This window comes from Pricia mediterranea, assembly GCF_032248455.1.
Taxonomy (GTDB): Bacteria; Bacteroidota; Bacteroidia; order Flavobacteriales; family Flavobacteriaceae; genus Pricia; species Pricia mediterranea.
Window position 1 is genome coordinate 1,926,578 of record NZ_JAVTTP010000001.1, and the last position, 22,383, is coordinate 1,948,960.

The 22,383-nt window shown below is 47.4% G+C and carries 17 protein-coding genes; 12 read left to right on the forward strand and 5 right to left on the reverse strand.

Features of this window, described 5'->3' with window-relative positions; all coding sequences use genetic code 11:
• Window positions 1-67: 67 nt before the first annotated feature.
• The 6 genes from RQM65_RS08010 to flxY all read left to right on the forward strand — a co-directional run bounded on the left by RQM65_RS08010 (window position 68) and on the right by flxY (window position 10,744).
• Complete coding sequence (locus tag RQM65_RS08010; protein ID WP_314014005.1) at window positions 68-1,237, forward strand: DUF2062 domain-containing protein; 1,170 nt, start codon at window positions 68-70, stop codon at window positions 1,235-1,237.
• A complete protein-coding gene (locus RQM65_RS08015) occupies window positions 1,230-5,111 on the forward strand; it encodes an MMPL family transporter (RefSeq protein WP_314014007.1) in 3,882 nt (1,293 codons plus the stop codon). The genes RQM65_RS08010 and RQM65_RS08015 overlap by 8 nt, the downstream gene beginning before the upstream one ends.
• A gap of 49 nt (window positions 5,112-5,160) precedes the next feature.
• Window positions 5,161-6,696, forward strand: coding sequence for a phytoene desaturase family protein (locus RQM65_RS08020; RefSeq protein ID WP_314014008.1), 1,536 nt, complete (start codon window positions 5,161-5,163; stop codon window positions 6,694-6,696).
• Window positions 6,697-6,753: 57 nt separating this feature from the next.
• Window positions 6,754-7,620 (forward strand): cupin-like domain-containing protein, encoded by an 867-nt coding sequence (locus RQM65_RS08025; protein WP_314014010.1) that lies wholly within the window; start codon window positions 6,754-6,756, stop codon window positions 7,618-7,620.
• 3 nt (window positions 7,621-7,623) lie between these two features.
• Window positions 7,624-9,384, forward strand: coding sequence for a C45 family autoproteolytic acyltransferase/hydrolase (locus RQM65_RS08030; RefSeq protein WP_314014012.1), 1,761 nt, complete (start codon window positions 7,624-7,626; stop codon window positions 9,382-9,384).
• A gap of 73 nt (window positions 9,385-9,457) precedes the next feature.
• Entirely contained in the window at window positions 9,458-10,744 is a 1,287-nt protein-coding gene (gene flxY / locus RQM65_RS08035; protein ID WP_314014014.1) for a flexirubin biosynthesis putative acyl-CoA ligase FlxY, read from the forward strand.
• A gap of 34 nt (window positions 10,745-10,778) precedes the next feature.
• On the opposite strand, the gene RQM65_RS08040 is transcribed toward flxY, so the two are convergent.
• From RQM65_RS08040 to RQM65_RS08055, 4 genes are all read right to left on the reverse strand, one after another.
• Entirely contained in the window at window positions 10,779-11,117 is a 339-nt protein-coding gene (locus RQM65_RS08040) for a helix-turn-helix domain-containing protein (protein WP_314014015.1), read from the reverse strand.
• Window positions 11,118-11,123: 6 nt separating this feature from the next.
• Window positions 11,124-12,902: a DNA helicase RecQ gene (recQ, locus tag RQM65_RS08045; protein WP_314014016.1), complete on the reverse strand. Its 1,779-nt coding sequence runs from the start codon at window positions 12,900-12,902 to the stop codon at window positions 11,124-11,126.
• A gap of 163 nt (window positions 12,903-13,065) precedes the next feature.
• Window positions 13,066-13,530, reverse strand: a complete 465-nt coding sequence (locus RQM65_RS08050) for an ORF6N domain-containing protein (protein ID WP_314014017.1) — start codon at window positions 13,528-13,530, stop codon at window positions 13,066-13,068.
• Window positions 13,531-13,635: 105 nt separating this feature from the next.
• Window positions 13,636-13,968, reverse strand: coding sequence for a single-stranded DNA-binding protein (locus RQM65_RS08055; RefSeq protein WP_314014018.1), 333 nt, complete (start codon window positions 13,966-13,968; stop codon window positions 13,636-13,638).
• Between the two features lie 343 nt (window positions 13,969-14,311).
• Here RQM65_RS08055 and RQM65_RS08060 point away from each other — a divergent pair, with 343 nt between their 5' ends.
• Both RQM65_RS08060 and RQM65_RS08065 read left to right on the forward strand, forming a co-directional pair.
• Complete coding sequence (locus tag RQM65_RS08060) at window positions 14,312-15,868, forward strand: M20/M25/M40 family metallo-hydrolase (protein WP_314014019.1); 1,557 nt, start codon at window positions 14,312-14,314, stop codon at window positions 15,866-15,868.
• Between the two features lie 223 nt (window positions 15,869-16,091).
• Window positions 16,092-16,442 (forward strand): hypothetical protein, encoded by a 351-nt coding sequence (locus tag RQM65_RS08065; RefSeq protein ID WP_314014020.1) that lies wholly within the window; start codon window positions 16,092-16,094, stop codon window positions 16,440-16,442.
• Window positions 16,443-16,581: 139 nt separating this feature from the next.
• Here RQM65_RS08065 and RQM65_RS08070 read toward each other — a convergent pair whose 3' ends face one another.
• Window positions 16,582-17,049: a CBS domain-containing protein gene (locus RQM65_RS08070; RefSeq protein WP_314014021.1), complete on the reverse strand. Its 468-nt coding sequence runs from the start codon at window positions 17,047-17,049 to the stop codon at window positions 16,582-16,584.
• A gap of 130 nt (window positions 17,050-17,179) precedes the next feature.
• On the opposite strand from RQM65_RS08070, the gene RQM65_RS08075 reads away from it, so the two are divergent.
• The 4 genes from RQM65_RS08075 (at window position 17,180) to RQM65_RS08090 (ending at window position 22,340) form a co-directional block, all read left to right on the forward strand.
• Window positions 17,180-19,462, forward strand: a complete 2,283-nt coding sequence (locus RQM65_RS08075) for a M28 family peptidase (protein WP_314014022.1) — start codon at window positions 17,180-17,182, stop codon at window positions 19,460-19,462.
• Between the two features lie 211 nt (window positions 19,463-19,673).
• Entirely contained in the window at window positions 19,674-20,180 is a 507-nt protein-coding gene (locus tag RQM65_RS08080; RefSeq protein ID WP_314014024.1) for a hypothetical protein, read from the forward strand.
• A gap of 164 nt (window positions 20,181-20,344) precedes the next feature.
• Window positions 20,345-21,145 (forward strand): SDR family oxidoreductase, encoded by an 801-nt coding sequence (locus tag RQM65_RS08085; RefSeq protein WP_314014025.1) that lies wholly within the window; start codon window positions 20,345-20,347, stop codon window positions 21,143-21,145.
• A gap of 415 nt (window positions 21,146-21,560) precedes the next feature.
• A complete protein-coding gene (locus RQM65_RS08090) occupies window positions 21,561-22,340 on the forward strand; it encodes a tetratricopeptide repeat protein (RefSeq protein ID WP_314014027.1) in 780 nt (259 codons plus the stop codon).
• Window positions 22,341-22,383 lie beyond the last annotated feature (43 nt).

The window sequence follows — 22,383 nt, forward strand, 5'->3', positions numbered from 1 at the left end:
GAGTTCATTATCTTTGCCGTGTAAAAAACGTCCTGTGCCGACCCTTGTCCCATACGTACAAAACACCATGCAACGGCTTAAATGCTGCGTGCTGGTGCCCACCTACAACAATGCCCGCACCTTGGGCAGGGTGTTGGACGGGGTGCTACGGCAAACCCGAAACATCATCGTAGTCAATGACGGTGCTACGGATGGCACTGCGGAAATCCTTAGGGATTACCCACAAATACATCAAGTAAGTTTTCCGAAAAACAAGGGGAAAGGCCATGCGTTGCAGGTCGGGTTTCGAGAGGCTCTCGAACTGGGTTACGACTTCGCCATCAGCATCGATTCTGACGGACAGCATTTTCCGGAGGATATTCCCGTTTTTTTGGAAGCCCTACAACAGGAAGAAACCGATAACGTGCTCTACATAGGGTCACGCAATATGAAGCAGCACGACGTGCCCGGGTCCAGTAGTTTTGGTAACAGATTCTCGAATTTCTGGTTCTGGTTCGAAACCGGTACCTGGTTGACCGATACCCAATGTGGTTATCGGCTTTATCCCCTCAGGGAAACCGAAAAACTGAATCTGTACACCCCGAAATTCGAATTTGAAATCGAGGTCATCGTAAAAGCCGCGTGGAACGGCACCTTAGTAAAGAACGTTCCCGTAAGAATCTCCTACGACGCCACGGAACGCGTATCCCATTTTAGAAAAGGTCCTGATTTTGCGCGTATTAGCGCACTGAACACAATGTTCGTTATGATGGCGGTGTTTTACATCAAGCCTAGGGATTTCTTCCGGAAGGTCAAGCAAAAGGGAGTGAAGAAATTCTTGTCCGAGGATGTCTTAGGCAGCAATGACTCCCCCAGAAAGAAGGCCTTATCCATTGCATTGGGTCTCTTCATCGGCCTGAGTCCGTTTTGGGGACTACACACGCTCTTGGTACTCGGAATGGCGTTCTTGCTAAAATTAAATAAACCGATCGCCTTTGCCTTTTCGAACATCAGCCTTCCCCCGTTCATCCCATTTATCCTCTACGCCAGCGTGCAAACGGGAGCTTGGATCCTGGGAGAGAGGCATTTTTTCGCTTTGGATCATATTGCGGACAACCTATTGGCCCTAAAGGGGTTAAAAACATACATTTTAGGAAGTTTTGTACTGGCGACCGTCGTTTCCATACTATCGGGATTGGTCGGCTATCTGGCCCTGAACCAGATGGCCAAACGGAAAATAGCTGTCGAAAATGGATAAGTTATTTTTTCGTGCCTACCGCATCATCGGCAAACGACGATGGTTGGCCCTTGTGGGCCTGTTGGTAACCATAGGCGGACTGTTGACAATCGTCCGTCATATCAAATTCGACGATGATATTTCTTCCCTGATCCCCGCCACCGAGGAGACGCAACGGGTACAGCAGGTACTGAGATCCATCGCCTTTACCGATAAGATCGTGGTCAACATCCGAAAGGGGGAAGCCGGCAGCGTAGAAGACCTGACCCGGTATGCCACCGAGTTTCTGGACAGTTTGAGGTCCCGACAGGGTAGGTTCATCAAGAACATTCAAGGTCGCGTCGCACAAGACGATGTGCCCAAAACTCTCGATCTGGTCTATGAACACCTTCCGCTTTTTCTGGAGGATTCCGATTATAAGGCCATCCAGCTAAAACTATCCCAGGACAGTATTGCGAAAATTACGGCCGAGAACTACCGCACCCTGATATCGCCGACCGGTATCGTTGCCAAAAAGAATATCGTCAGGGACCCGTTGGGACTTTCCTTTATTGCCCTAAAGAAGTTGCGGCGGTTGGGATTCGAAGAAGGTTTTAAGCTTAGGGACGGGTTTCTGCTCAATGAGGAGGAAGAGAATATCCTACTTTTTATCACTCCGAAGTTCAGTTCCGGTGAAACGAACAAAAACCTACCCTTTTCCGAAGCCTTGTATGCCGTTCAGGATGCCCTCAACGCCAAATACGGTACAAAAGCAACTAGCGAGTATTTCGGGGCGGCGCTTAGTGCGGTCTCGAACGCCAAACAGATCGAACAAGACATAAAGTTCACTGTGGGTATTGCGCTGAGCCTGCTTATCGTTTTGCTCATTTTGTTCTATCGCAAACTGATCTTACCGCTGATACTCTTTGCCCCTACGCTCTTCGGCGGACTGTTGGCCGTCACTTTTTTAAGCCTTATCCGCGACGAGATCTCGGCCCTGTCATTGGGCATAGGCGCAATATTATTGGGGATTACGTTGGATTATGGGCTACATATCTTGACGCATATCCGGAATGCAGGGCCCGACAGCCATCCAGCCCTTACTCGGTCGGGCGAACGTACCTCATCAGGCGGGAATGAATCTTTAGGCTTACCAGTCGAGAGGCCAAACCCAAAACAAAAAGGGTATCCCGAGCGCAGCCCAGGGGCCAAATCCCAACAGAAAAAGGATAGCAACGGGACTGGGGAGCACAGCCTCCGAAATGTCGGGAAACTGTACGATGACGTAGCCCCGGCGGTATTAATGAGCAGCCTGACCACGGCCTGCGCATTTCTTTGTCTGTTGTTCCTGGATTCCCAGGCCCTGCAGGATCTGGGGATATTCGCGGCCATCAGTGTGCTGGGCGCCTCAGTTTTTGCACTGCTATTCATCCCCCAAGTGTATAAGGGCAAAAAGTTACCGGCCGCTAAAAAGACAATACTGGACCGATGGGCAGCTTTTGAATGGCATAAAAGCAAATGGACCATCGCCGCATTGACCGTTCTCTTTATCACCGGAATTTTCACCTACGGCAAAGTTGTATTCGATCAAGATATCACCAAACTCAACTATGAGACCCAAGCGCTTTTGGATGCCCGAAAGCGCTTGGAGAAACTGACGGATATCGGTTCGAAATCCCTGTACCTCTCTACCTACGGCCAAGATTACCAGCAAGTGCTACAGCGCAACGACAGCCTCTATGGTCAACTGGAGCAACTGAAGGAGAGTGGCAAAATCGTAAGTTTCGGGTCCATAGGCGGCTTGGTCAAATCTGACCGGGCGCAGCGCCAAAAAATCGACGCATGGCAGCGGTTTTGGGATTCCGCCAAGGTCGATTCCGTCAAACAAAACCTGATTGTTAGCGGGTCTGAACTGGGCTTTAAACCCAGTACTTTCTCCCGGTTCTATTCGCTTTTAGAAACGGATTTCGATCCCATAGCTCTCTCGGAAATCGGGGAAATCCAGTCCTTTTCGGTGGACGACTATGTAGTCAATGATGAAAACGGGACCACTATCACGTCTATGATCAAGGTGGACGATGCCGACGTATCCGATATTCGAAAACGCTTTGAGGCTATACCGCAAACGCTGCTGATCGAGCGTCAACATATTAACGAAAGCCTTTTGGGCAACTTAAAAAACGACTTCAACCGGTTGCTGGGCTATTCGTTGATCGCGGTAGTCTTGATCTTGCTCCTCTTTTACCGAAGCCTGACCCTGACCCTAATTACTGGTATTCCCATTTTCCTGACCTGGTTTTTGACCGTCGGTATCATGGGGGTCTTTCACATCGAGTTCAACATCTTCAACATTATCATCTGTAGTTTTATCTTCGGGTTGGGCGTCGATTACAGTATTTTTATGACGAACGGTCTGCTGGCCGAATACCGCACGGGCATTAAGACGCTTGCTACTTACAAGACCTCGATCATACTTTCGGTCATTACGACCATCGCAGCAGTGGGAGTACTGATCTTTGCCAAGCACCCTGTACTTTATTCCGTCTCCGTGGTATCGCTTATTGGTATCGGATGTGCCCTATTTGTCGCCTTTACCCTACAGCCGCTGTTGTTCCGTCTGTTTCTGGGGGATAATCGAAAAAGACCTATTCGACCGCGGATTCTGATCCATTCCCTCTTGTCCTTCGCCTATTTTGATTTGGGAGGATTGCTGCTGTCGGCGTATTCTTGGATTATCCTAACAGTGAATCCGAAGGCCAGCAGGCGGGAACAATTGAACTTACATTGGCTGACATCGAAGTTCATGAAATCAGTGCTGTACACCAATCCCTTCATATCCAAAAAAATTAGCAACGAACACGATGAGACCTTTGAAAAACCGGCCATGCTTATCGCCAACCATACTTCTTTCCTGGATATCCTGGCCATGGGCATGCTGCATCCAAAATGCATCTATCTGGTCAAAGACCACGTGTACTATTCCAAGGTGGTCGGTCCCGCGGCCCGATTGCACGGCGCCTATCCTGTTTCAGGAGGCATCGAAGATGGAGAGGCGTACCTGAAAGAAAAGTTGGCCCAAGGTTTCTCTATCATCGCGTTTCCCGAAGGTACCCGCTCGACAACCAACAAGATCGGCCGCTTTCACAAAGGGGCTTTCTATCTTGCGGAACAGCTAGATCTGGACATACTGCCCGTTTTGATCCACGGCACTTCCGAAGTAGCGCCAAAAGACAGTTTTATAATTCGGGATGGCAGCATAACACTTGAATTCCTTCCCAGGATAATTCCCGACGACCCCCGATTTTCCATTGCCTATTCCAAACGCGCCAAAGAAATCGGTCGTTATTTCAGGTCGGAATTCAGACGGCTTCGGAACCAAATCGAAGGACCGGAATATTGGTATGCGATGATTTTGGAGAATTTCCGGCACAAGGGGGATGCCCTGTACAAGGCAGTCCGAAGAGACGTGAAGGATAATGCCTCTACCTATAAAGAGATTTTGGATAGCGTGGGCCACGCCGCTACGGTAGCACATATCTCAAAGGATTTCGGCCAATTGGACCTGCTGCTGGCCTTGGATTCCAACGACCGGAAAATTATCACTTTCTTGGAGGACCAAGAGGCCAGGGCCATTTTAAGAAACAATTATCTGACCCATAACTACAGTAAGATTACAGTAGCGGATACGGTTGACGAGGTTATGGAACGGTCGGCGCAGGTTCTGATAATTGACTCGGCACATTACGGGTTGTCCGCTATCGATATGGAAAAGTGGCAAGAAATTGGTACCTTGATTTTTTTGAAAAAGGCGATGGTTTTAGTCGAAGATGCGGCTAAGCTTGGCTTTGAAGTTGAACACAAGAACGACAGATTCACGGTTTTGAAAAACCACATCTTTATTACAAAAGAGCAGTAGAAGGAGTGGTTGGGAAGCACGGAATTTATCTTGATATTCACCAAATATATTGAAAGAGAGCTACGACATAGTAATCATTGGCAGCGGCATGGGCGGCCTGGTCGCGGCCAATATCATGGCACGGGAGGGCAAATCGGTCTGCGTACTGGAAAAAAACAACCAATACGGCGGCAATCTACAGACCTTCGTGCGCGAGAAGACCATTTTCGATACTGGAGTGCATTATTTGGGTGGACTTTCCGAAGGTCAGAACCTCCATCGCTATTTTAAGTATCTCGACATTCTCGACGGATTGCACTTAAAAAAACTCGATGAAGACGGTTTTGACCGTATCACATTTGACGATGACGATACCGAATACCCGCATGCCCAAGGATTTGGGAATTTTGCAAAGCGCCTGATCAAGGAGTTCCCCCAAGAGGCGACAGCGATACATAAGTATTGTGACAAATTACGTGAAGTCTGTCAAAAGTTTCCGCTCTACAACCTCGAGGCCGGGAAGCCCTACCACCAAGATTCCGACCTTTTTGCGCTTGGCGCCAAAGTATATATCGATTCCCTCACGGACAACGAACGCCTAAGTGCCGTATTGGCCGGCTCGAATCTATTGTATGCCGGCGAACCCGACAAGACTCCTTTTTACGTGCATGCCCTTTCCGTCAACTCCTTTATCGAAAGCAGTTACCGCTGTGCCGATGGGGGAAGCCAGATTACAAAATTGCTCATTCGCCGATTAAAGGAAAACGGTGGTGACGCCTTTAAGCACCAAGAAGTAAACCACATTGCCGTGCAGGATAAAAAAGCAGTATCGGTGACGACGAAAAAGGGAAAGACCTTTAAGGGAAAGCTGTTCATATCCAACATCGATCCAAAGACTACCCTACGTTTAACGGAAGGCGCCCCGTTCCGAAAATCGTTTACCCAGCGTATCGAGGAAATGAAAAGTACAATTTCGGCCTTCAGCGTCCATATTGTGCTAAAACCAAAATCCTTTCCCTACTTAAACCATAATTATTATCATTCCAAAGACCTAGATGCTGTTTGGAACGGACACGATTATACCCAAGAGAACTGGCCCCTGAACTATATGGTGTCCATGGGCGTGCGCAAAAAACAAGGCGAATGGGGCGAACAGCTGACCGCCATCGCCTATATGCGTTTTGAGGAAGTAGTACCATGGGCGAACACTTTTAATACGGTAGCGGACAAAAACGACCGCGGCGAGACCTACGCAGAATTCAAAAAGAAGAAAACAGAGGTTTTTTTGAACGAGCTTGAGAAAAAATTCCCGAATATCCGACAGTGCATCCAATCTGTCCACACTTCGACCCCCCTGTCCTATCGCGACTATATCGGTTGTCATCGGGGCTCGATGTACGGCTACGTTAAAGACGTAGAGAATCCCTTGAAATCGTTTATTTCGCCCCGCACGAAAATCGACAACCTATATTTTACGGGACAAAGCCTGAATATGCACGGTATCCTAGGCGTGACCATAAGCGGAGTCGTCACCTGCTCGGAGATTTTGGGAACTCAATATTTGTTGGATAAAATTGTGGCGGGAAGCGGGAGAGTGGGTATGTGAACAGCCGATAATAAGAATACAGGGTTCCAAGATGGAAAAACGTGAATTTGAATAAAAATGGGAAAATTCAAGACCACCCCGGTCGAGCGGGTAACTAACATAACCAAGGAAGATTTTATAAAATACTATTACAGACCGCAAAAGCCCGTACTGATTACCGGCCTGACCAAAAGCTGGCCCGCTTATGAAAAGTGGAAACTCGATTACATCCAACAACGGGCGGGAGATCAGATCGTGCCGCTTTACGACAACGAGCCCGCCAAGGACAAGGAAAGCGTTTACGCCCCCAAGAAAGAGATGAAGCTCTACGACTACATCGAAATCTTAAAGACCCGACCGACAGATCTTCGGATATTCTTCTATGAAATCCTAAAGAAAATGCCCGAGCTTTTAGACGATTTCGAATACCCTGATATCGGGCTGAAATTCTTTAAAAAACTACCCGCCCTATTTTTCGGGGGTGGCGAATCAAAGGTCTTTATGCACTACGATATCGATTTGCCCGACAGTATGCACTTCCATTTTGACGGCGATAAGACCGTGACCCTTTTCTCCCCCGAACAGACCAAATATCTATATCGGGTACCGTTTTCGATACATAACCTTGAGGATATCGACATGGACAACCCCGATTTCAGGAAATATCCCGCCCTACAGTACGCCCGAGGCATCCGGGCCGAGATGAAACACGGTGACGCACTATTTATGCCTAGCGGCTATTGGCATAGTATACGCTACCTCAACGGCGGCTTTTCGATGACCCTTCGAGCCCTGCCGAGACATCCGGCACGTTTTGCGAATATGCTGTACAATGTGGTTGTCATGCGAAACTTCGATAACTTTACCCGAAAATACTGGGGCCAAAAATGGTTGGACTATAAGAATCGGCTAGCGATCAAAAAGACGGAGCGCAATCTAAAGTAAAGAATGCTTATTAGGAAAACATCTTCTATAATACCCCTGCTGGTAACCCTGGCACTACTACTAACTTCCTGCGGCGTCAAAAAATCACTGCACGACACCCCCGACCTGAGCCAATACGAATCCGAAATTCCAGAGCGGACAAAAGTGAACGACTCCACTTTTATTTTGGAGGATAATTTTTTGACCAAGAACCGGCAGGGCCAATGGGAGCTCTATGTGAGTGGCGACCCCCTCGAGCTCGGCCTCAAAACAGGCAGTCTTACGCGCGAACTCTTTAACCGGCAGGAAGAAATTTTTGTCGATAAAATCGATTCGCTCGTTCCTTCCAAAAGAAAACAGAAATTGCTCCAAAAGTTTCTGGCCTGGTTCAACCGTAAAATGTACCTTAACATTGAGCCTCAATACAAAGCCGAGATTTACGGATTGGCCCAATATGCCTCGGATGAATTCAATTATATCGCGGAGCCTTATCAACGGGTCATGTACTTTCACGGGGCGCATGATATCGGGCACGCCCTTCAAGATCTGGCCCTTGTTGGCTGTTCGAGCTTTGCGGCCTGGGACGACAAAACTGAAGATGGTAAAATGATCATCGGCCGTAATTTCGATTTTTATGTGGGAGATGAATTTGCGAAAAACAAGATTATCGCCTTTATCAATCCCGATGTGGGGCACAAATTTATGTCCGTAACCTGGGGTGGCTTTATCGGGGTACTGTCAGGCATGAACGATCAAGGCTTGACAGTGACCATCAATGCCGGGAAATCGGACTTCCCGTTGGTCGCCAAAACTCCCATTTCACTCGTCACCCGCGAAATTTTACAATATGCTTCCACCATCGAAGAGGCCATCGCCATTGCCAAAAAAAAGGAAGTTTTTGTCTCGGAATCCATCTTCGTGGGTAGTGCCAAGGACCAGCGGGCCGCGATCATCGAGATCTCTCCGAACAATTTTGGGGTGTACGAAGTTGAAAACTCCGACCAGATGGTCTGTTCCAATCACTTTCAAAGTGCGGCCTATGCCAACGATAAAAAGAACCGAAGACACATCTTGGAAAGCCATTCGCAATACCGTTACGAGCGTATGGAAGAACTGTTGGAGGAAAAATCCAAGGTGACACCACAAATCGCGGTAGATATCCTTAGGGATAAAAAAGGATTCGCCGACCGGCCTATCGGCTACGGCAACGAAAAGGCCCTGAATCAACTTTTAGCACATCACGGAATCGTTTTTAAGCCTGAGGAATTAAAGGTGTGGATATCGAGCAATCCGTATCAGCTGGGTGAATTCACAGCTTTCGACTTGAACGAGGTTTTTAGGGAAGTTGCGATTGATCGCATCGTGATATCGACCAACCTGAATGCGAACCGGACTAAATTTAATAAAACGACAGCGGAAAAGCCGAAGGAGAACGAGACAATCCAGACACCAAAGTCGGTATCCGATCCGAAAGCGAATATTGCGGAAGACCCTTTTTTACGTACCTTGGCCTATCGGCACTACCAACGCTACCGAAAACTTCGAACCAAGATTATGCAGGCAATTTCTTCGGACGGATATGTGGAACAAAAGAGGTTAGAGGAATTCATTCTACTCAACCCCGAATTTTGGGAAGCCCACTATTTAGTGGGAAAATATAACTATATAAAAGGATACGACCGATTGGCTCTAAGAGCTTTTATAGAGGCGGAGAGCAAAGAAATTACAACGGTTCCCGACAGAGAAGAAGTGGAACGCTATATTCGCAAACTGAGACGACGATAAAATGACCGGTATAGTTTTCTTTCGACCCTTAATTGCGCCAGCAACAGGCTGATATTAAATCTTAGCTTTAAACATGTTTCCAAAAATCGAAAAAGCATCCCCAGAACGCATCAGGGCGTTCCAAGAAAAAAGACTAAGAGAACTCTTCGAGTATCTAAACGCCAACTCGTCATATTATCGTCGGATCTTCCGTAAACACGGGATTACCATCTCTGACGTACAAACACTAGAAGGCCTATCCCGAATTCCCACCACCTCCAAGGAAGATCTACAAACATTCAACGACGATTTTTTATGTGTGCCCAAAAATAAAATCGTCGATTTTGTGACCACTTCCGGAACACTCGGGGAGCCTGTAACTATTGGGTTGACGGATGCCGACCTCGACAGGTTGGCCTATAACGAGGCCATCTCATTTGCGTGTGCGGGGGTAACGGAAGACGACATCCTACAGCTGACCACCACCATCGACCGACGTTTTATGGCGGGGCTTGCCTATTTTCTTGGCGCCCGGAAGCTAGGGGCCGGTATCATCCGGGTAGGCGCCGGCATCCCGGAACTGCAATGGGACACGATTCAAAAGTTCAAGCCCAGCTACTTGATCGTTGTACCCTCGTTTCTTCTAAAATTGATAGAATATGCCCAACAGCATGATATCAATGTTAATGCCTCGGGAATAAAGGGAGCCATTTGCATCGGGGAATCGCTCCGTAATCAAGATTTCTCGCTCAACGTACTGGCGGAAAAAATCAGATCCGCCTGGAACATCGAACTGTATTCCACCTACGCCTCTACCGAAATGAGCACCGCGTTTACTGAATGTTCGGAACAGCAGGGCGGTCATCAACATCCTGAACTGATCATCACGGAAATTCTTGATGAGAAAGGAAACCCCGTTCCCGCAGGCACCGAAGGCGAACTAGTCGTCACCACCCTGGGCGTCGAGGCCATGCCCCTGTTACGGTTTAGGACCGGTGATATGGTAGTCGCGCATGACTCGCCCTGTGATTGCGGAAGAAACACGCCGCGCCTGGGACCGGTAGTGGGACGTAAAAAGCAAATGGTCAAGTACAAAGGCACCACGTTGTATCCTCCCGCAATGGACAATTTGCTCAACGACTTCGCGGAGGTAAATAATTATATCATCGAAATTTATCGCAACGACATCGGGACGGACGAAATCCGGATCAAAATCGCAGCTACCTCCGAATCGCATCAACTGATGCAGGAGATTAAGGACCGATTTCGGTCCAAACTTCGTGTATCGCCAAAAATCGAATTTTGTATGACCAAAGAAATTCAGAAGCTCCGAATGTCAAAGTTGGGGCGGAAACCGGTAAGCGTATTCGACAAAAGATGAAGGTTTGAGGTTTCTTTTTGAAAGCTTCCTTGCCCTAAGCCCGATTGGAACGTCGAGGAACACATCGTTTGTTTAATAGAAACAACCCCATCTTGATTTTTTCATAGGACAGTTTTTCATCAAAAAAATCAAAATAAGGTCTTAATCCCTCGGGGTTTCCTAGCTCGAATTTCGCTTTGTTCAGGCCTTCAATTTCCTTTTGAGAAACAAATTGCCGCAGGTCGATGGACTTTCCCTCTTCGGCTAGCCTTAGAAAATGGCTGTGCACGGTGGATTCCGCAATGCCTCTTTTTCTGGCTATTTCTTTGACAGAATGCCCTTCTTCCAAAAGCTTGTGCGATAGGCCATGAGCCGGTAAGTCTTTGGATCCCAAGCGCCTTTAATGACGGTTGATTTCCTTGAGGAAGACATCGGCATATTTTTCGAGCTTGGCCTGCCCTACTCCTGATACTTCTAGAAAACTGGCCTCATCGTAGGGCATCTTTTCTTCCATATCCCTTAGACTGGCATCGCTAAAGACTACATAGGCGGGCACGTTCGCTTCCGTAGCGAGTCGCTGTCGCAGCAGCCGGAGCTTTTCGAAGAGCCCCGACGGCTTTGTTTTGGCCGTAAGCTCTTTTTTAGACTTGGATTTTTCCTTTTCCAAAACGGCCAAACGGATTTTTTTGCTCTCGAAAAGCACTTGTTTCGCCGACGGGGTAAGCGCAATTCGGGAACCTTCCCGAAAATTGATTTCCAGAATTCCCTGATTGAGCAATTGAATGACATATTGCTGCAAATCGAGCCACGACACATCACTTATAGCGCCATAGGTCTTTATATTCTGATACCCCTTATCAAAGACCTGGGCGTTCCGGGCACCGCGCAGTACATCGACCACCATGTTCATAGGCTCATTTTCTAGGAGACGGGTAACAGCGGAACAGATTTTCTGGGTCAATACGGTCCCGTCAAAATAGCGGGGCGGACGTTTGCAGATATCGCAGTTTCCGCAATCCTCATAAACCGGCTCGCCAAAATAATTCAGTAGGGCGATTCGTCGACAGCTAAGGGCCTCGGCGTATTGCTGCATCCGTTGGAGTTTAGCGTACTCGACCTCGGCATTGTCGTTTTCGGCGATAAAGCGGCGCAGTTGCATGATATCTCCATAGCTATAGAACAAGAGGGCGTGCGCAGGCAAGCCGTCCCGCCCGCTCCGGCCGATTTCCTGATAGTAGCCCTCCACATTTTTCGGAAGGTTGTGATGGATCACAAAGCGAACATTGCTCTTGTCGATACCCATTCCGAATGCGATGGTCGCCACGATAATCGGTACCCGGTCAGTAATAAAATCCTCCTGCACGGCGGACCGCTCTTCCGAGGACAGACCGGCATGATAAGCTTTGGCCAGAAAGCCGGAGTTCCGCAGCCGTTCGGCGATTTTTTCAGTGTTCTTACGGCTTAGGCAGTAGATGATACCACTTTCATCGGGGCGTTCGGTTAAAAAGTCGACAATTTTTTTAATACGGTCTTGGGCGGGGCGCACCTCTAAGAACAAGTTCGGCCGATCGAAAGAGGCCAAATGCCGGTTGGCATTGGGAATACTCAACTGGTCCACGATATCATCTTGGGTAGTCTTGTCCGCCGTGGCGGTAAGCGCCATCATCGGGACATCGGGGAAACGGGATTTCAGGTTTCCTAATTGGGTATAGGCCGGGCGAAAATCGTGTCCCCACGACGAAATACAGTGCGCCTCATCCACAGCGAACAGGCTGATTCGGATATCCTGAAAAACGGCATCGAACTGATGGAGGCTTTCGGGAGCCACATAGAACAGTTTCAGTTCCCCGTTCCGCAGCGATTGCAGGGTTTCCTGTTGCACCTCGTACGCTTGGGAACTGTTGTAATAAGCCGCGGCCACCCCGTTAGCACGGAGCGCATCGACCTGATCTTTCATCAGGGCGATCAAGGGAGAAATCACCACCGCCGTACCTTCGGTCGCCAGGGCGGGCAATTGAAAACAGAGCGATTTTCCACCGCCTGTCGGCATAATGGCCATGACATCTTTTTTGGAGAGGATATCCGTCATTACGTCCAACTGGTTGGGTCGAAAGGCATGGTAACCGAAATGGGCTTTTAATAAAGGAAGGAGTTCTTCTTGTGCCGTGGTAGTTGTCATAGTCGTAAAAATAAGGATTGCTCTAAAATTTCTATGCGGATGTCCATGGAGTTTTTCGCCTCCGTAGTCCTATCCCAACTACGTTTGGTAATGGAAATGGCTTCATTCCGATTTATAGCCCATTCGTTTTCTTGGCACTTGGTTTTCGTTCTTTTTGAGAAGTTCATCCAGATAGTGATAAACTAGTCCAATGTCCTTGCCTTGACCCGAGAGACTCTTTTTGATTTCCTCGATTTCGAGTTTTATTGTTCGCGTATCCTCTGAAATCTGTCGTATTTTTGGTAAATACTCCAATTATTTGGATATTCACCTTGATAGCCTTTGGACTATTAAGTACGCTCGAAAGCATGGCAACGCCTTGTTCCATAAAAGCCATAGGTGCATGTCGTGTTCCTCCCCATCTTGAGGTGCCAATTTGGCTCCTCAAGATTTCATGTTCATTACTCTCCATTTCATACATAAAGTCTAGATAAAACCTTTCTAGGTTTCTACGAACCTGTCGCTTTAATTGTTTGATTTCTACGCCGTATAGTTCAGCAAGGTCTTTGTCCAGCATAATTTTTTGTCCTCGAATCCAATAAATTTTACCCAAAATGACTTTCACAGGAATTTCAAGGTCCTCTTTCATTTTATAGAGAATAGCTATGTAGCAGCGGCACCAGTTCTTACAGTATTGAATACATAGATTGCGGGCCACCTCGAAATTGGAGGTGGCCGCAAAACTACATTCATCCTACTTCCCCAACATCAAAAGTTCGTTGCATTTGATTTCTGTGAAGTATCTCTTTTCACCTTCCTTGGTCTCGTAGGTGCGATGCATCAATTTTCCCTCGATCGCCACCTGCTTGCCCTTGGTGAGATAGCTTTCGACGATTTCGGCGGTCTTGCCCCAAGCGACAATGTTGTGCCATTGGGTATCCTCTACTTTTTCGCCTTTCGCGTTTTTGTAGTAGTCACTTGTAGCGATGGAAAACTTGGCCAGCTTGCTGCCATTTTCCAGGTCCATGATTTCCGGGTCCTGGCCCAGGTTGCCGATCAACTGTACTCTGTTCTTAATTGCGTTCATAATAAACTGCTTTTATATCTGCCATGCAGCAGACGGGTTAGACATTCAAGCTATCAAACGTCTTTCGTTCGACAGGACAAACATAGAACCCCCTCCAACTTTTATTCGGTCGAGAAATAATTACTTTCGTTTGTAAATGTTTGTATGTGTTTGAAAACGTTTATATATCTAATTATCAATTATCTATCATAATACAGTATTGGTCGGGATGAAATAAAAGAAAACCAATCTGTCGAAAATTTATTTATTCCTATCTTAGTTCACAATTCTTTGATGACGCAAAATAGGGTTCAAACAAGCGACCATCCATCTTCATTTTTAATTTTCCAATGAATATACTATCATGAAAAAACATCTTTTCCACTGCCTCTTAACGCTTTTTATCTGCACCTCTTTTCTATCCGCCCAAACCTCCGACGAGGTAGTGGCGGCCATCCAAAAAGAAGCCACCGAAAATTCCCAATTGGAACGGCTCGCCCATGAGTTGATGGATGTTATCGGACCGCGATTGGTGGGCACCCCGCAAATGGACCATGCCCATGAATGGGCCGTAGAAACGTTCCAGAAATGGGGCATTGAAGCCGAAAATGAGGAGTGGGGCAAATGGCGCGGCTGGAAAAGAGGCATTAGCCACATCGATATGCTCGAACCCCGGCTGGTCACACTAGACGGCATGCAATTGGCGTGGAGCCCCAGTACCGGTAAAAAAGGGGTTACGGCAAACCTGGTGACCCTGCCCTCGGTGTCCGATTCGTTGGAATTCGTTAAGTGGATGCCCTCCGTAAAAGGAAAATTTGTGATGGTCTCAATGGAACAGCCAACGGGAAGACCCGACGAAAACTGGAAAGAATACGCCACAGAGGAATCCTTTGAAAAAATGAAGGAGCAGCGTCAAGAAAAGGTGGATGCATGGCGGCAGAATTATAGGAACATGGGCTATACTCCCAGAAACATCAACAAGGCTTTAGAAGAGGCCGGCGCGGTCGGGATAATCCAATCCCGCTGGTCCGAAGGCTTCGGGGCGAACAAGATATTTGGCGCCAATACCAAAAAGATTCCCGTTATTGACCTGTCCCTCGAAGATTACGGGATGCTTTATCGAATGGTGGAACACGGGACGGACCCTAAACTAAAAGTGGTCGCAGAATCAGAGGAACTGGGCGAGGTGCCGACCTTCAACACCATCGCCACCATCCCCGGAACGGAGCTTCCCGATGAGTACATCATCCTTTCGGCGCATTTCGACTCCTGGGACGGGGCCACCGGGGCGACCGATAACGGCACCGGAGCAATCACCATGCTCGAAGCGGCACGCATCCTGAAAAAGGTATATCCCAATCCGAAGCGGACCATCATAGTGGGACTCTGGGGCAGTGAGGAACAGGGGCTCAACGGCTCCCGGGCCTATGTCGAAGACCATCCCGAAGTGGTGGACAATCTGCAAGCGCTTTTTAATCAGGACAACGGTACCGGAAGGGTCGTCAGTATCACCGGTCAAGGCTTTTTGAACGCTTACGACTATATCGGACGTTGGCTTCAAACCGTTCCCGAAGACATCACCCAGCATATCGAAAGCTCGTTCCCGGGGTCTCCCGCCCGTGGAGGTTCGGATTACGCCTCCTTTGTAGCAGCCGGCGCACCGGCGTTCTCCCTGAGTTCGTTAAGCTGGGATTATTGGAACTATACTTGGCACACGAATTTGGACACCTACGACAAGATTGTTTTTGACGATGTGCGCAACAACGCCATCTTAACCGCTATTTTGGCCTATCAGGCGAGCGAAGACCCCGAAAGGACATCGCGGGAAAAAGCCGTTCTAGGCGTGGATTCCAGAACAGGCGAGCAACAAACTTGGCCCGAAGTAAGGTCGCCCGAACGGGCAGGGATGCTGGAAGACTAGTTCAAGGTGGATGCTAAACGGTCAAAACCGACCCCTTATCGAGTAAAATTCCGTTTATAAACGTTTAGGCAGTACTTTGGGGGAAACCTGGGAGAAAAATGTCATGACCAAAGGCTTTACCCCGCTGCCGGTCTGTCGGGATGTGACCAAAACGAGCGGGTCGTTCTAGAGAGGCCCAAGGCGACGGCGACCATCAGTGCAAAACCTACCAAATAGTATACCCGTGAAAAAAAAGTGCGAGGAATGCGGTATTGAAATCCGGGGCCGGGCGGACAAGAAGTTCTGCTCCGATCATTGCCGTAACGCCTACCACAACAAGGTCAACAAAAACAGCAAGAATTTAATCCGTAACGTTAACAACAAGCTTCGCAAGAACTATCGTATCTTGGACGGTTTTTCGCTAAGGGACGGCAAGACCCGGACCACGCGTAAAAAACTCTGGGACAAAGGCTTCGACTTCGAGTTCGTCACCAACCTTTACACCACAAAGAAAGGAACAATCTATTATTTCGTCTATGATTTGGGCTATCTGCCGTTGGACAACGATTATTATATGATTGTAAAACGGGAGTAATGCCTCGCCACAACCGCCACAAAAAAGAATCATATTCGTCCAGAAAATAAAATCCCCTTCACCCATAAAAAAATGCTTTCCGTGCGGAAAGCATTTTTTTATGGTTTATGACGCAATTCACAATTTGAAAGCAAGTCAATTACCAATTTTGTCCGCTTAGCTTGAGTGCTGCAATCACGACATCTTTTCTACTGATTTGGCCAATTATGAGTCCGTCTTGCATAACGGGAAGTCTTCTTCGATTGTGTGCGTCAAATACATTGGCCGCATCGAATATGCTCATATCATGCGGGATGGTCTCCACTTCCTTGGTCATAAATTTTTTTACTTCCGAATCCAAAATAGGCTGATTGAAATACCGGCTTTCGGAAATGGTCTTCATACAATCGGCTTCCGAGATGATACCCACCAAGAATCCGCTATCGTCCAATACCGGACCTCCGGAAATGTTATGTTTCAAAAAGAGTTCCATGACCTCCAGAATACACTGATCCGGTCTAAAGGTTACCAGGTTTCGGGTCATGTAATCGGTTACCAAAATCGGGGCCTTGTACTCTTTCTTCGTGGTTGTCTTGGCCCTCGGCCCCATAAAGCTCTTGATTCCCATATCGATTTGGTTTTTGCGTTAATCACTAAAGATAGGTAAAATTTCGACAGGTTTGGTAAAAAACCATTTCCCTATTGTAAATTTGTTAACCTACCTTTCTATTGTAACCAACCAAGACGTATCATCTCCGATGAAAAAATTCGCTTCCGTTGTATCGCTTCTCCTTATTGTATCGGCCGTTTTCTGGAGTTTTCATTCCGCCATGCCCGTTTACAACAGCGACGCGGACGTTGCCGATACCCTATTTTCTACGGACAGGGCCTTGACACATGTGAAAATGATATCCCAAAAGCCCCATGCGGTGGGCTTTCCGGCCCACGAACAGGTGCGGGACTACATTGTTTCCGAATTAGAGAAAATGGGACTGAAAATCCGCGTACAAAAGGGATATACGGCCGGCGACTGGGCCAATTTGAGCAAGGTGGAGAATATTTTGGCCAGAATCGAGGGAAGCGGCGATGGCAAGGCCCTACTTTTACTTTCGCATTACGACAGCAATCCACATTCATCCTTGGGCGCCAGTGATGCCGGCAGCGGGGTCGCTACTATCTTGGAAAGTGTTCGGGCGTTTCTTTCAACGGGCAAAAAATCGAAGAACGATATTATCATCCTTATTTCCGATGCGGAGGAATTGGGACTCAACGGTGCGCAGCTCTTCGTCGATGAACACCAATGGGCAGAGGAAGTCGGACTCGTACTGAATTTTGAGGCCCGGGGAAGCGGCGGGCCCAGTTACGCTTTCATTGAAACGAACCGGGGCAACCAAAATTTGTTGAGGGAGTTTATAGCGGCGAATCCCGAGTACCCGATGGCCAATTCACTGTATTACAGTATCTACAAGATGTTGCCGAACGATACCGACCTGACCGTTTTTAGAAAGGATCGGGATATCGACGGCTTCAACTTTGCCTTTATCGATGACCACTTCGATTACCATACGGCCCAGGACACCTATGAACGGCTAGACCGAAATACCTTGGCGCATCAGGGCAGCTACCTAATGCCGCTGCTCCACCATTTTAGCGATGCCGGCCTGGACCATCTTAAAAGTCTGAACGATTTCGTGTATTTCAACATCCCTTTTTTTGGAATGGTCTCTTATCCCTTCGAGTGGATCTGGCCGATGACCGTCATTGCCGTCGTTCTCTTTATAGCGCTGACCATCTATGGCTTCCGTCGAAAGCGCTTACGATTTCGCGGGATTGCGGTCGGTTTTCTTCCCTTGCCGCTCAGCCTTGCCATCAACGGACTGGTCGGTTTCTACGCCTGGCCCGGGTTGAAGTGGCTCTATCCCGGGTATCAAGACATGCTGCACGGCTTTCCCTATAACGGGCACACCTACATTATCGCTTTTGTACTGTTTGCCGTGGCGGTCTGTTTCGGCATATACTATAAATTTCGAAAAGTCGCAGTGGCCGACCTGCTGTTCGCCCCCCTAGCCCTTTGGCTATTATTGTGCGGTGTGTTGGCGGCCTACCTTCAGGGGGCGAGTTTCGTTATCGTACCCGTATTCGCTTTGCTGGCTGCTTGGTACGTTGCCTTGAACCAGGAGCGACCGAACCCGTACTTGATGGTGTTTTTAGCACTTCCGGCCATTTGGCTGTTCAGTCCGTTAACCGAGGGATTTGTAGTGGGATTGGGACTAAAAATGCTGGTGGCCTCTACCCTATTGACCACGCTTACTTTTTTTCTTCTGCTTCCGGTTTTTGGCTTTTACGGAAACAAGAAGTCCCTCGCTTATCTGGCTTTGGTTCTTTTCTTCGGATGTATGGTTTCCGCCCACTTCGACTCGGGTTTCGATGCCGATAATGCCAAACCCAGCAGTTTGGTCTATGTGCTGGATGAGGATAAAAACTCCGCCCAATGGGCGACTTACGACCATGTACTGATCGATTGGAACGAAACTTTTTTGGCCTCGGAGAAACTGGCTGTCGAAGCAGGAAACTATCCTATCCTGAACAGCAAGTATGGATTGGGCTTCAGCTATGTGGCCGGGGCGCCGATCAGGGAAATAAAAGGCCCATCCATAAAAAAGACCAGCGACACCATAATCGGAAACAAGCGGCTGCTTGAAATAGAGATTGTCCCACAACGCCATGTCAATCGGCTCGAAATATTTACCAACGCGGCAGATATCGTGTCCGCCACGGTGAACGGCATACCCCTCTCCCCCTATTTCCTGGCCGAGCGGACAACCGATAGACTGGTCACCCACTACATCAGCGACAACGATTCGACGAAGCTGCAACTGACCCTCCCAAAAAACGAACGATTGAAGCTTACGTTTTACGAGGCATCCAACGACCTTTTGGAAAGCCCGCTTTTTCAGGTTCCCAAGCGGCCGGAGAACAGTATTCCGATGCCGTTTGTGCTGAACGATGCAATCGTTACGGTTCGGACAATAGGATTTTAGGAGGTTCTTACCTACTCTCCATCCTACAGTCGCGTCAAGGCCCTATCTCTTCCTTGAACAGAAAAGAAAAGTGAGACTGGCCAAAGAATCAAAAAACAAATCAATAAATTTGACCTTAAGCCCGAAGACTTCGGTTTTCAAAATCGACTGACTATCATTAAATTGAAGTTAGTCAAGATTTGAGAAACAGCAGTAAAAATCAAACTATCTAATGATTGAAAACTGGATTACCATAATTCTATCGAGTGCTATAGTTTCTGCAATAACTTCAGGATTAATTACATACTATATAGAGAAAAGAAAGTATAGTCAAGAATATTGGAAAATAACAATTGGTAAAAGGTTGGAAACATATGATATGATAGAAAAAGTATTGACCTATTTTCAATCGACTCACTTTGTCGACAAACATCCTTGCCATTTAGCTTTCCTAAATTTGGACACATTTAATAGTGCTCAAACTGAGATTGCAACAGTTAGCTGGAAAAGAAACTGGATTTCCTCAAGATTGTACAAAAAAATAATTGACTTAAATCGACTTTTATATGACTTTGATCTATCTGAGGAAAATTCAGAAACATATAATATTTCCAAGTTTGGTGTAAAAAACTATTCTAAAATCGCTGAAATAAGAGATGAAATGATAAAAATAATGGCTGAAGATTATAAAGACATGCCAGAAGTGAAAAGCTTTTTTAAAAGTAAAATAAAGGGATAAAAGCTTTGCACAATAACTAAGTATATGACGACCGCTAGGCCAACGCTACATAATTCGTTGACTGATCCGGAATTTGCGGCTAAGCGGGAAATCGAGGGTAACCCAGAGCCAACAGCCTGAACTCAATAATCAGTACTAATTACCTTGTACCCTTAACAAGCACTATGAAAAACAAAATAGCAATCCTCGGCTGCGGTTGGTTGGGATTTCCGTTGGCGCGGACCTTGATAGCAGATGGATGTAACATCAACGGCAGTACGACATCGGAAGAAAAGCTTAAAAAGCTGGAAACGGCGGGAATCCAACCTTTTTTGATACGGTTGTCCGAGGAGGGGATCGAAGGAGAAGTGCAGCCCTTCCTCACCGATGTGGATGCCCTAATTATCAATGTTCCCCCGAAACTGCGCGGTGGAAACCGGGAAAACTACGTCAAAAAGATGCAGCTGCTGCATGATTCCATCGAGACATCCACAGTTAAAAAAATCATCTTTGTAAGCAGTACTTCGGTGTACGGCGATATGGGCGGGGAAGTGACCGAAAAGACCGTTCCCGAACCGGTCACGGAATCGGGCAAACAGCTCGTCGTCTCAGAGGATATTTTTCGCAACAATAACAATCTCAAGGCAACAATTATCCGCTTCGGGGGATTGATCGGCCCCGACCGTCACCCAGTACGAATGCTTTCCGGAAGAACGGATATTGCAAAGGGAAACGCCCCCGTCAACCTTATCCACAAAAATGATTGTATCGAGATCATCAGGAAAATCCTAATTAAAAACTGGTGGAACGAAACCTTCAATGGAGTTTATCCAAACCATCCTACAAAGCGGGAATACTACACCTCAAAAGCAATCGAAAAAGGATTACAAGTTCCACATTTTGATACCACAGCCTCAAAAAAAGGAAAAACTGTATCTTCCTACCATCTCAAAACAAGGGGTTTTGAGTTTACTACCGCGATTTAACTATCGTTCCCCACACATATTCGCGGTTTCACAACAAAACCCGATAATAATTGTTGTCCGCGCCCGTTTTTTACCGATTTAACCCTAACTTTGATAGCGTAACAACCAAACCAACCTTGGAAAAGGACACCTTCGGGCGTCCTTTTTTTTATGGCATGCCTTTTTAAGTTTCTGCTTCCGGCTTTACCCTAAAATTAGGGGTAACGTTGAGATTGATTAAAAGACGAAAGGGAAATGGAACGGGAGTGTCTGAACGTAAAAGAGAGTTTTTAGACATTGGCCAGCACTTTTTGGTGTTCCGGCAAGTGTTTTCGTAGTGACAGAACCCACTTTTTATAGACTTCATTAACAGGTTCCTATTTAATATTTTGATATTTTCGCTCTCCAACGAAAAGATTATCCTAAACGAGAGCAAATGAAACAATTGACCACCGCACTTCTTTTGTGTATTGGCCTAGCCGCTACTGCACAAACCAACAATCTTCAGGAGCACTACGAGGCATTTTATCAAGAGATGCGCCAGCAGGGCGATGTCGATGGGGTCATCAACGCCCTTACCCATTTAAACGTGCTATCGCCGTCAAAGGAACGGAAGGACACCTTGGCCTATGTCTATGCCAACAACAACCAGCACTTACAGGCACTGAACACTATCGGTATAGAAAAAGACGCGGCCGATTCCGATATGGCGGTCCAAGTCAAGGCAATTTCCCTGAAAGCCCTGAACCAGCCCAAACGTGCCCTCGAACAGTTCGAAGAACTTTTTAAGAGAAATCCCAACCCTTACCTGGCCTATGAACTTGCCGACCTGAAAATACAGACAGGCGATAACACCGGGGCCGTAACCAATATTGAATACGGTATCGGCAACGCTAAAGACGATATGAAATATGCCTTCTACGAACGGCAGCAACCTTACGAGGTGCCCTTGAAAGCCGCTTTTCTACATTTGAAGGCGTTAACACAGTACAACAGGGACAAAGACAATGTCGATGCGGCCATCGCCCTGATCGATGAGGCGCTCGCCATCGATCCCAACTTCAACCTTGCCAGTCTCAGCAAGCAGGCCTTGGAATCCCGTAAAAATCCGCCGGCCGCTACCCCTGCACCGGATTCCGTCGAAACAAAGACCGAAGAGGCCATCATGCCGGAAGAAAAGACCAAGAAAAAAGGCAAGAAGAAGAACAAGGATTGAGGAAAGCCACCTAAAAATTCCCGAGGACAAGTGAGACTGGAAG

Excerpts from the sequence above, each read along its gene's own strand:
- RQM65_RS08010 (WP_314014005.1), top strand. The coding sequence starts at position 68 with ATGCAACGGCTTAAATGCTGCGTGCTGGTGCCCACCTACAACAATGCC.
- RQM65_RS08015 (WP_314014007.1), top strand. The coding sequence starts at position 1,230 with ATGGATAAGTTATTTTTTCGTGCCTACCGCATCATCGGCAAACGACGA.
- RQM65_RS08025 (WP_314014010.1), top strand. The coding sequence starts at position 6,754 with ATGGGAAAATTCAAGACCACCCCGGTCGAGCGGGTAACTAACATAACC.
- RQM65_RS08030 (WP_314014012.1), top strand. The coding sequence starts at position 7,624 with ATGCTTATTAGGAAAACATCTTCTATAATACCCCTGCTGGTAACCCTG.
- flxY (WP_314014014.1), top strand. The coding sequence starts at position 9,458 with ATGTTTCCAAAAATCGAAAAAGCATCCCCAGAACGCATCAGGGCGTTC.
- recQ (WP_314014016.1), bottom strand. The coding sequence starts at position 12,902 with ATGACAACTACCACGGCACAAGAAGAACTCCTTCCTTTATTAAAAGCC.
- RQM65_RS08050 (WP_314014017.1), bottom strand. The coding sequence starts at position 13,530 with ATGAAAGAGGACCTTGAAATTCCTGTGAAAGTCATTTTGGGTAAAATT.
- RQM65_RS08055 (WP_314014018.1), bottom strand. The coding sequence starts at position 13,968 with ATGAACGCAATTAAGAACAGAGTACAGTTGATCGGCAACCTGGGCCAG.
- RQM65_RS08060 (WP_314014019.1), top strand. The coding sequence starts at position 14,312 with ATGAAAAAACATCTTTTCCACTGCCTCTTAACGCTTTTTATCTGCACC.
- RQM65_RS08070 (WP_314014021.1), bottom strand. The coding sequence starts at position 17,049 with ATGGGAATCAAGAGCTTTATGGGGCCGAGGGCCAAGACAACCACGAAG.
- RQM65_RS08075 (WP_314014022.1), top strand. The coding sequence starts at position 17,180 with ATGAAAAAATTCGCTTCCGTTGTATCGCTTCTCCTTATTGTATCGGCC.
- RQM65_RS08080 (WP_314014024.1), top strand. The coding sequence starts at position 19,674 with ATGATTGAAAACTGGATTACCATAATTCTATCGAGTGCTATAGTTTCT.
- RQM65_RS08085 (WP_314014025.1), top strand. The coding sequence starts at position 20,345 with ATGAAAAACAAAATAGCAATCCTCGGCTGCGGTTGGTTGGGATTTCCG.
- RQM65_RS08090 (WP_314014027.1), top strand. The coding sequence starts at position 21,561 with ATGAAACAATTGACCACCGCACTTCTTTTGTGTATTGGCCTAGCCGCT.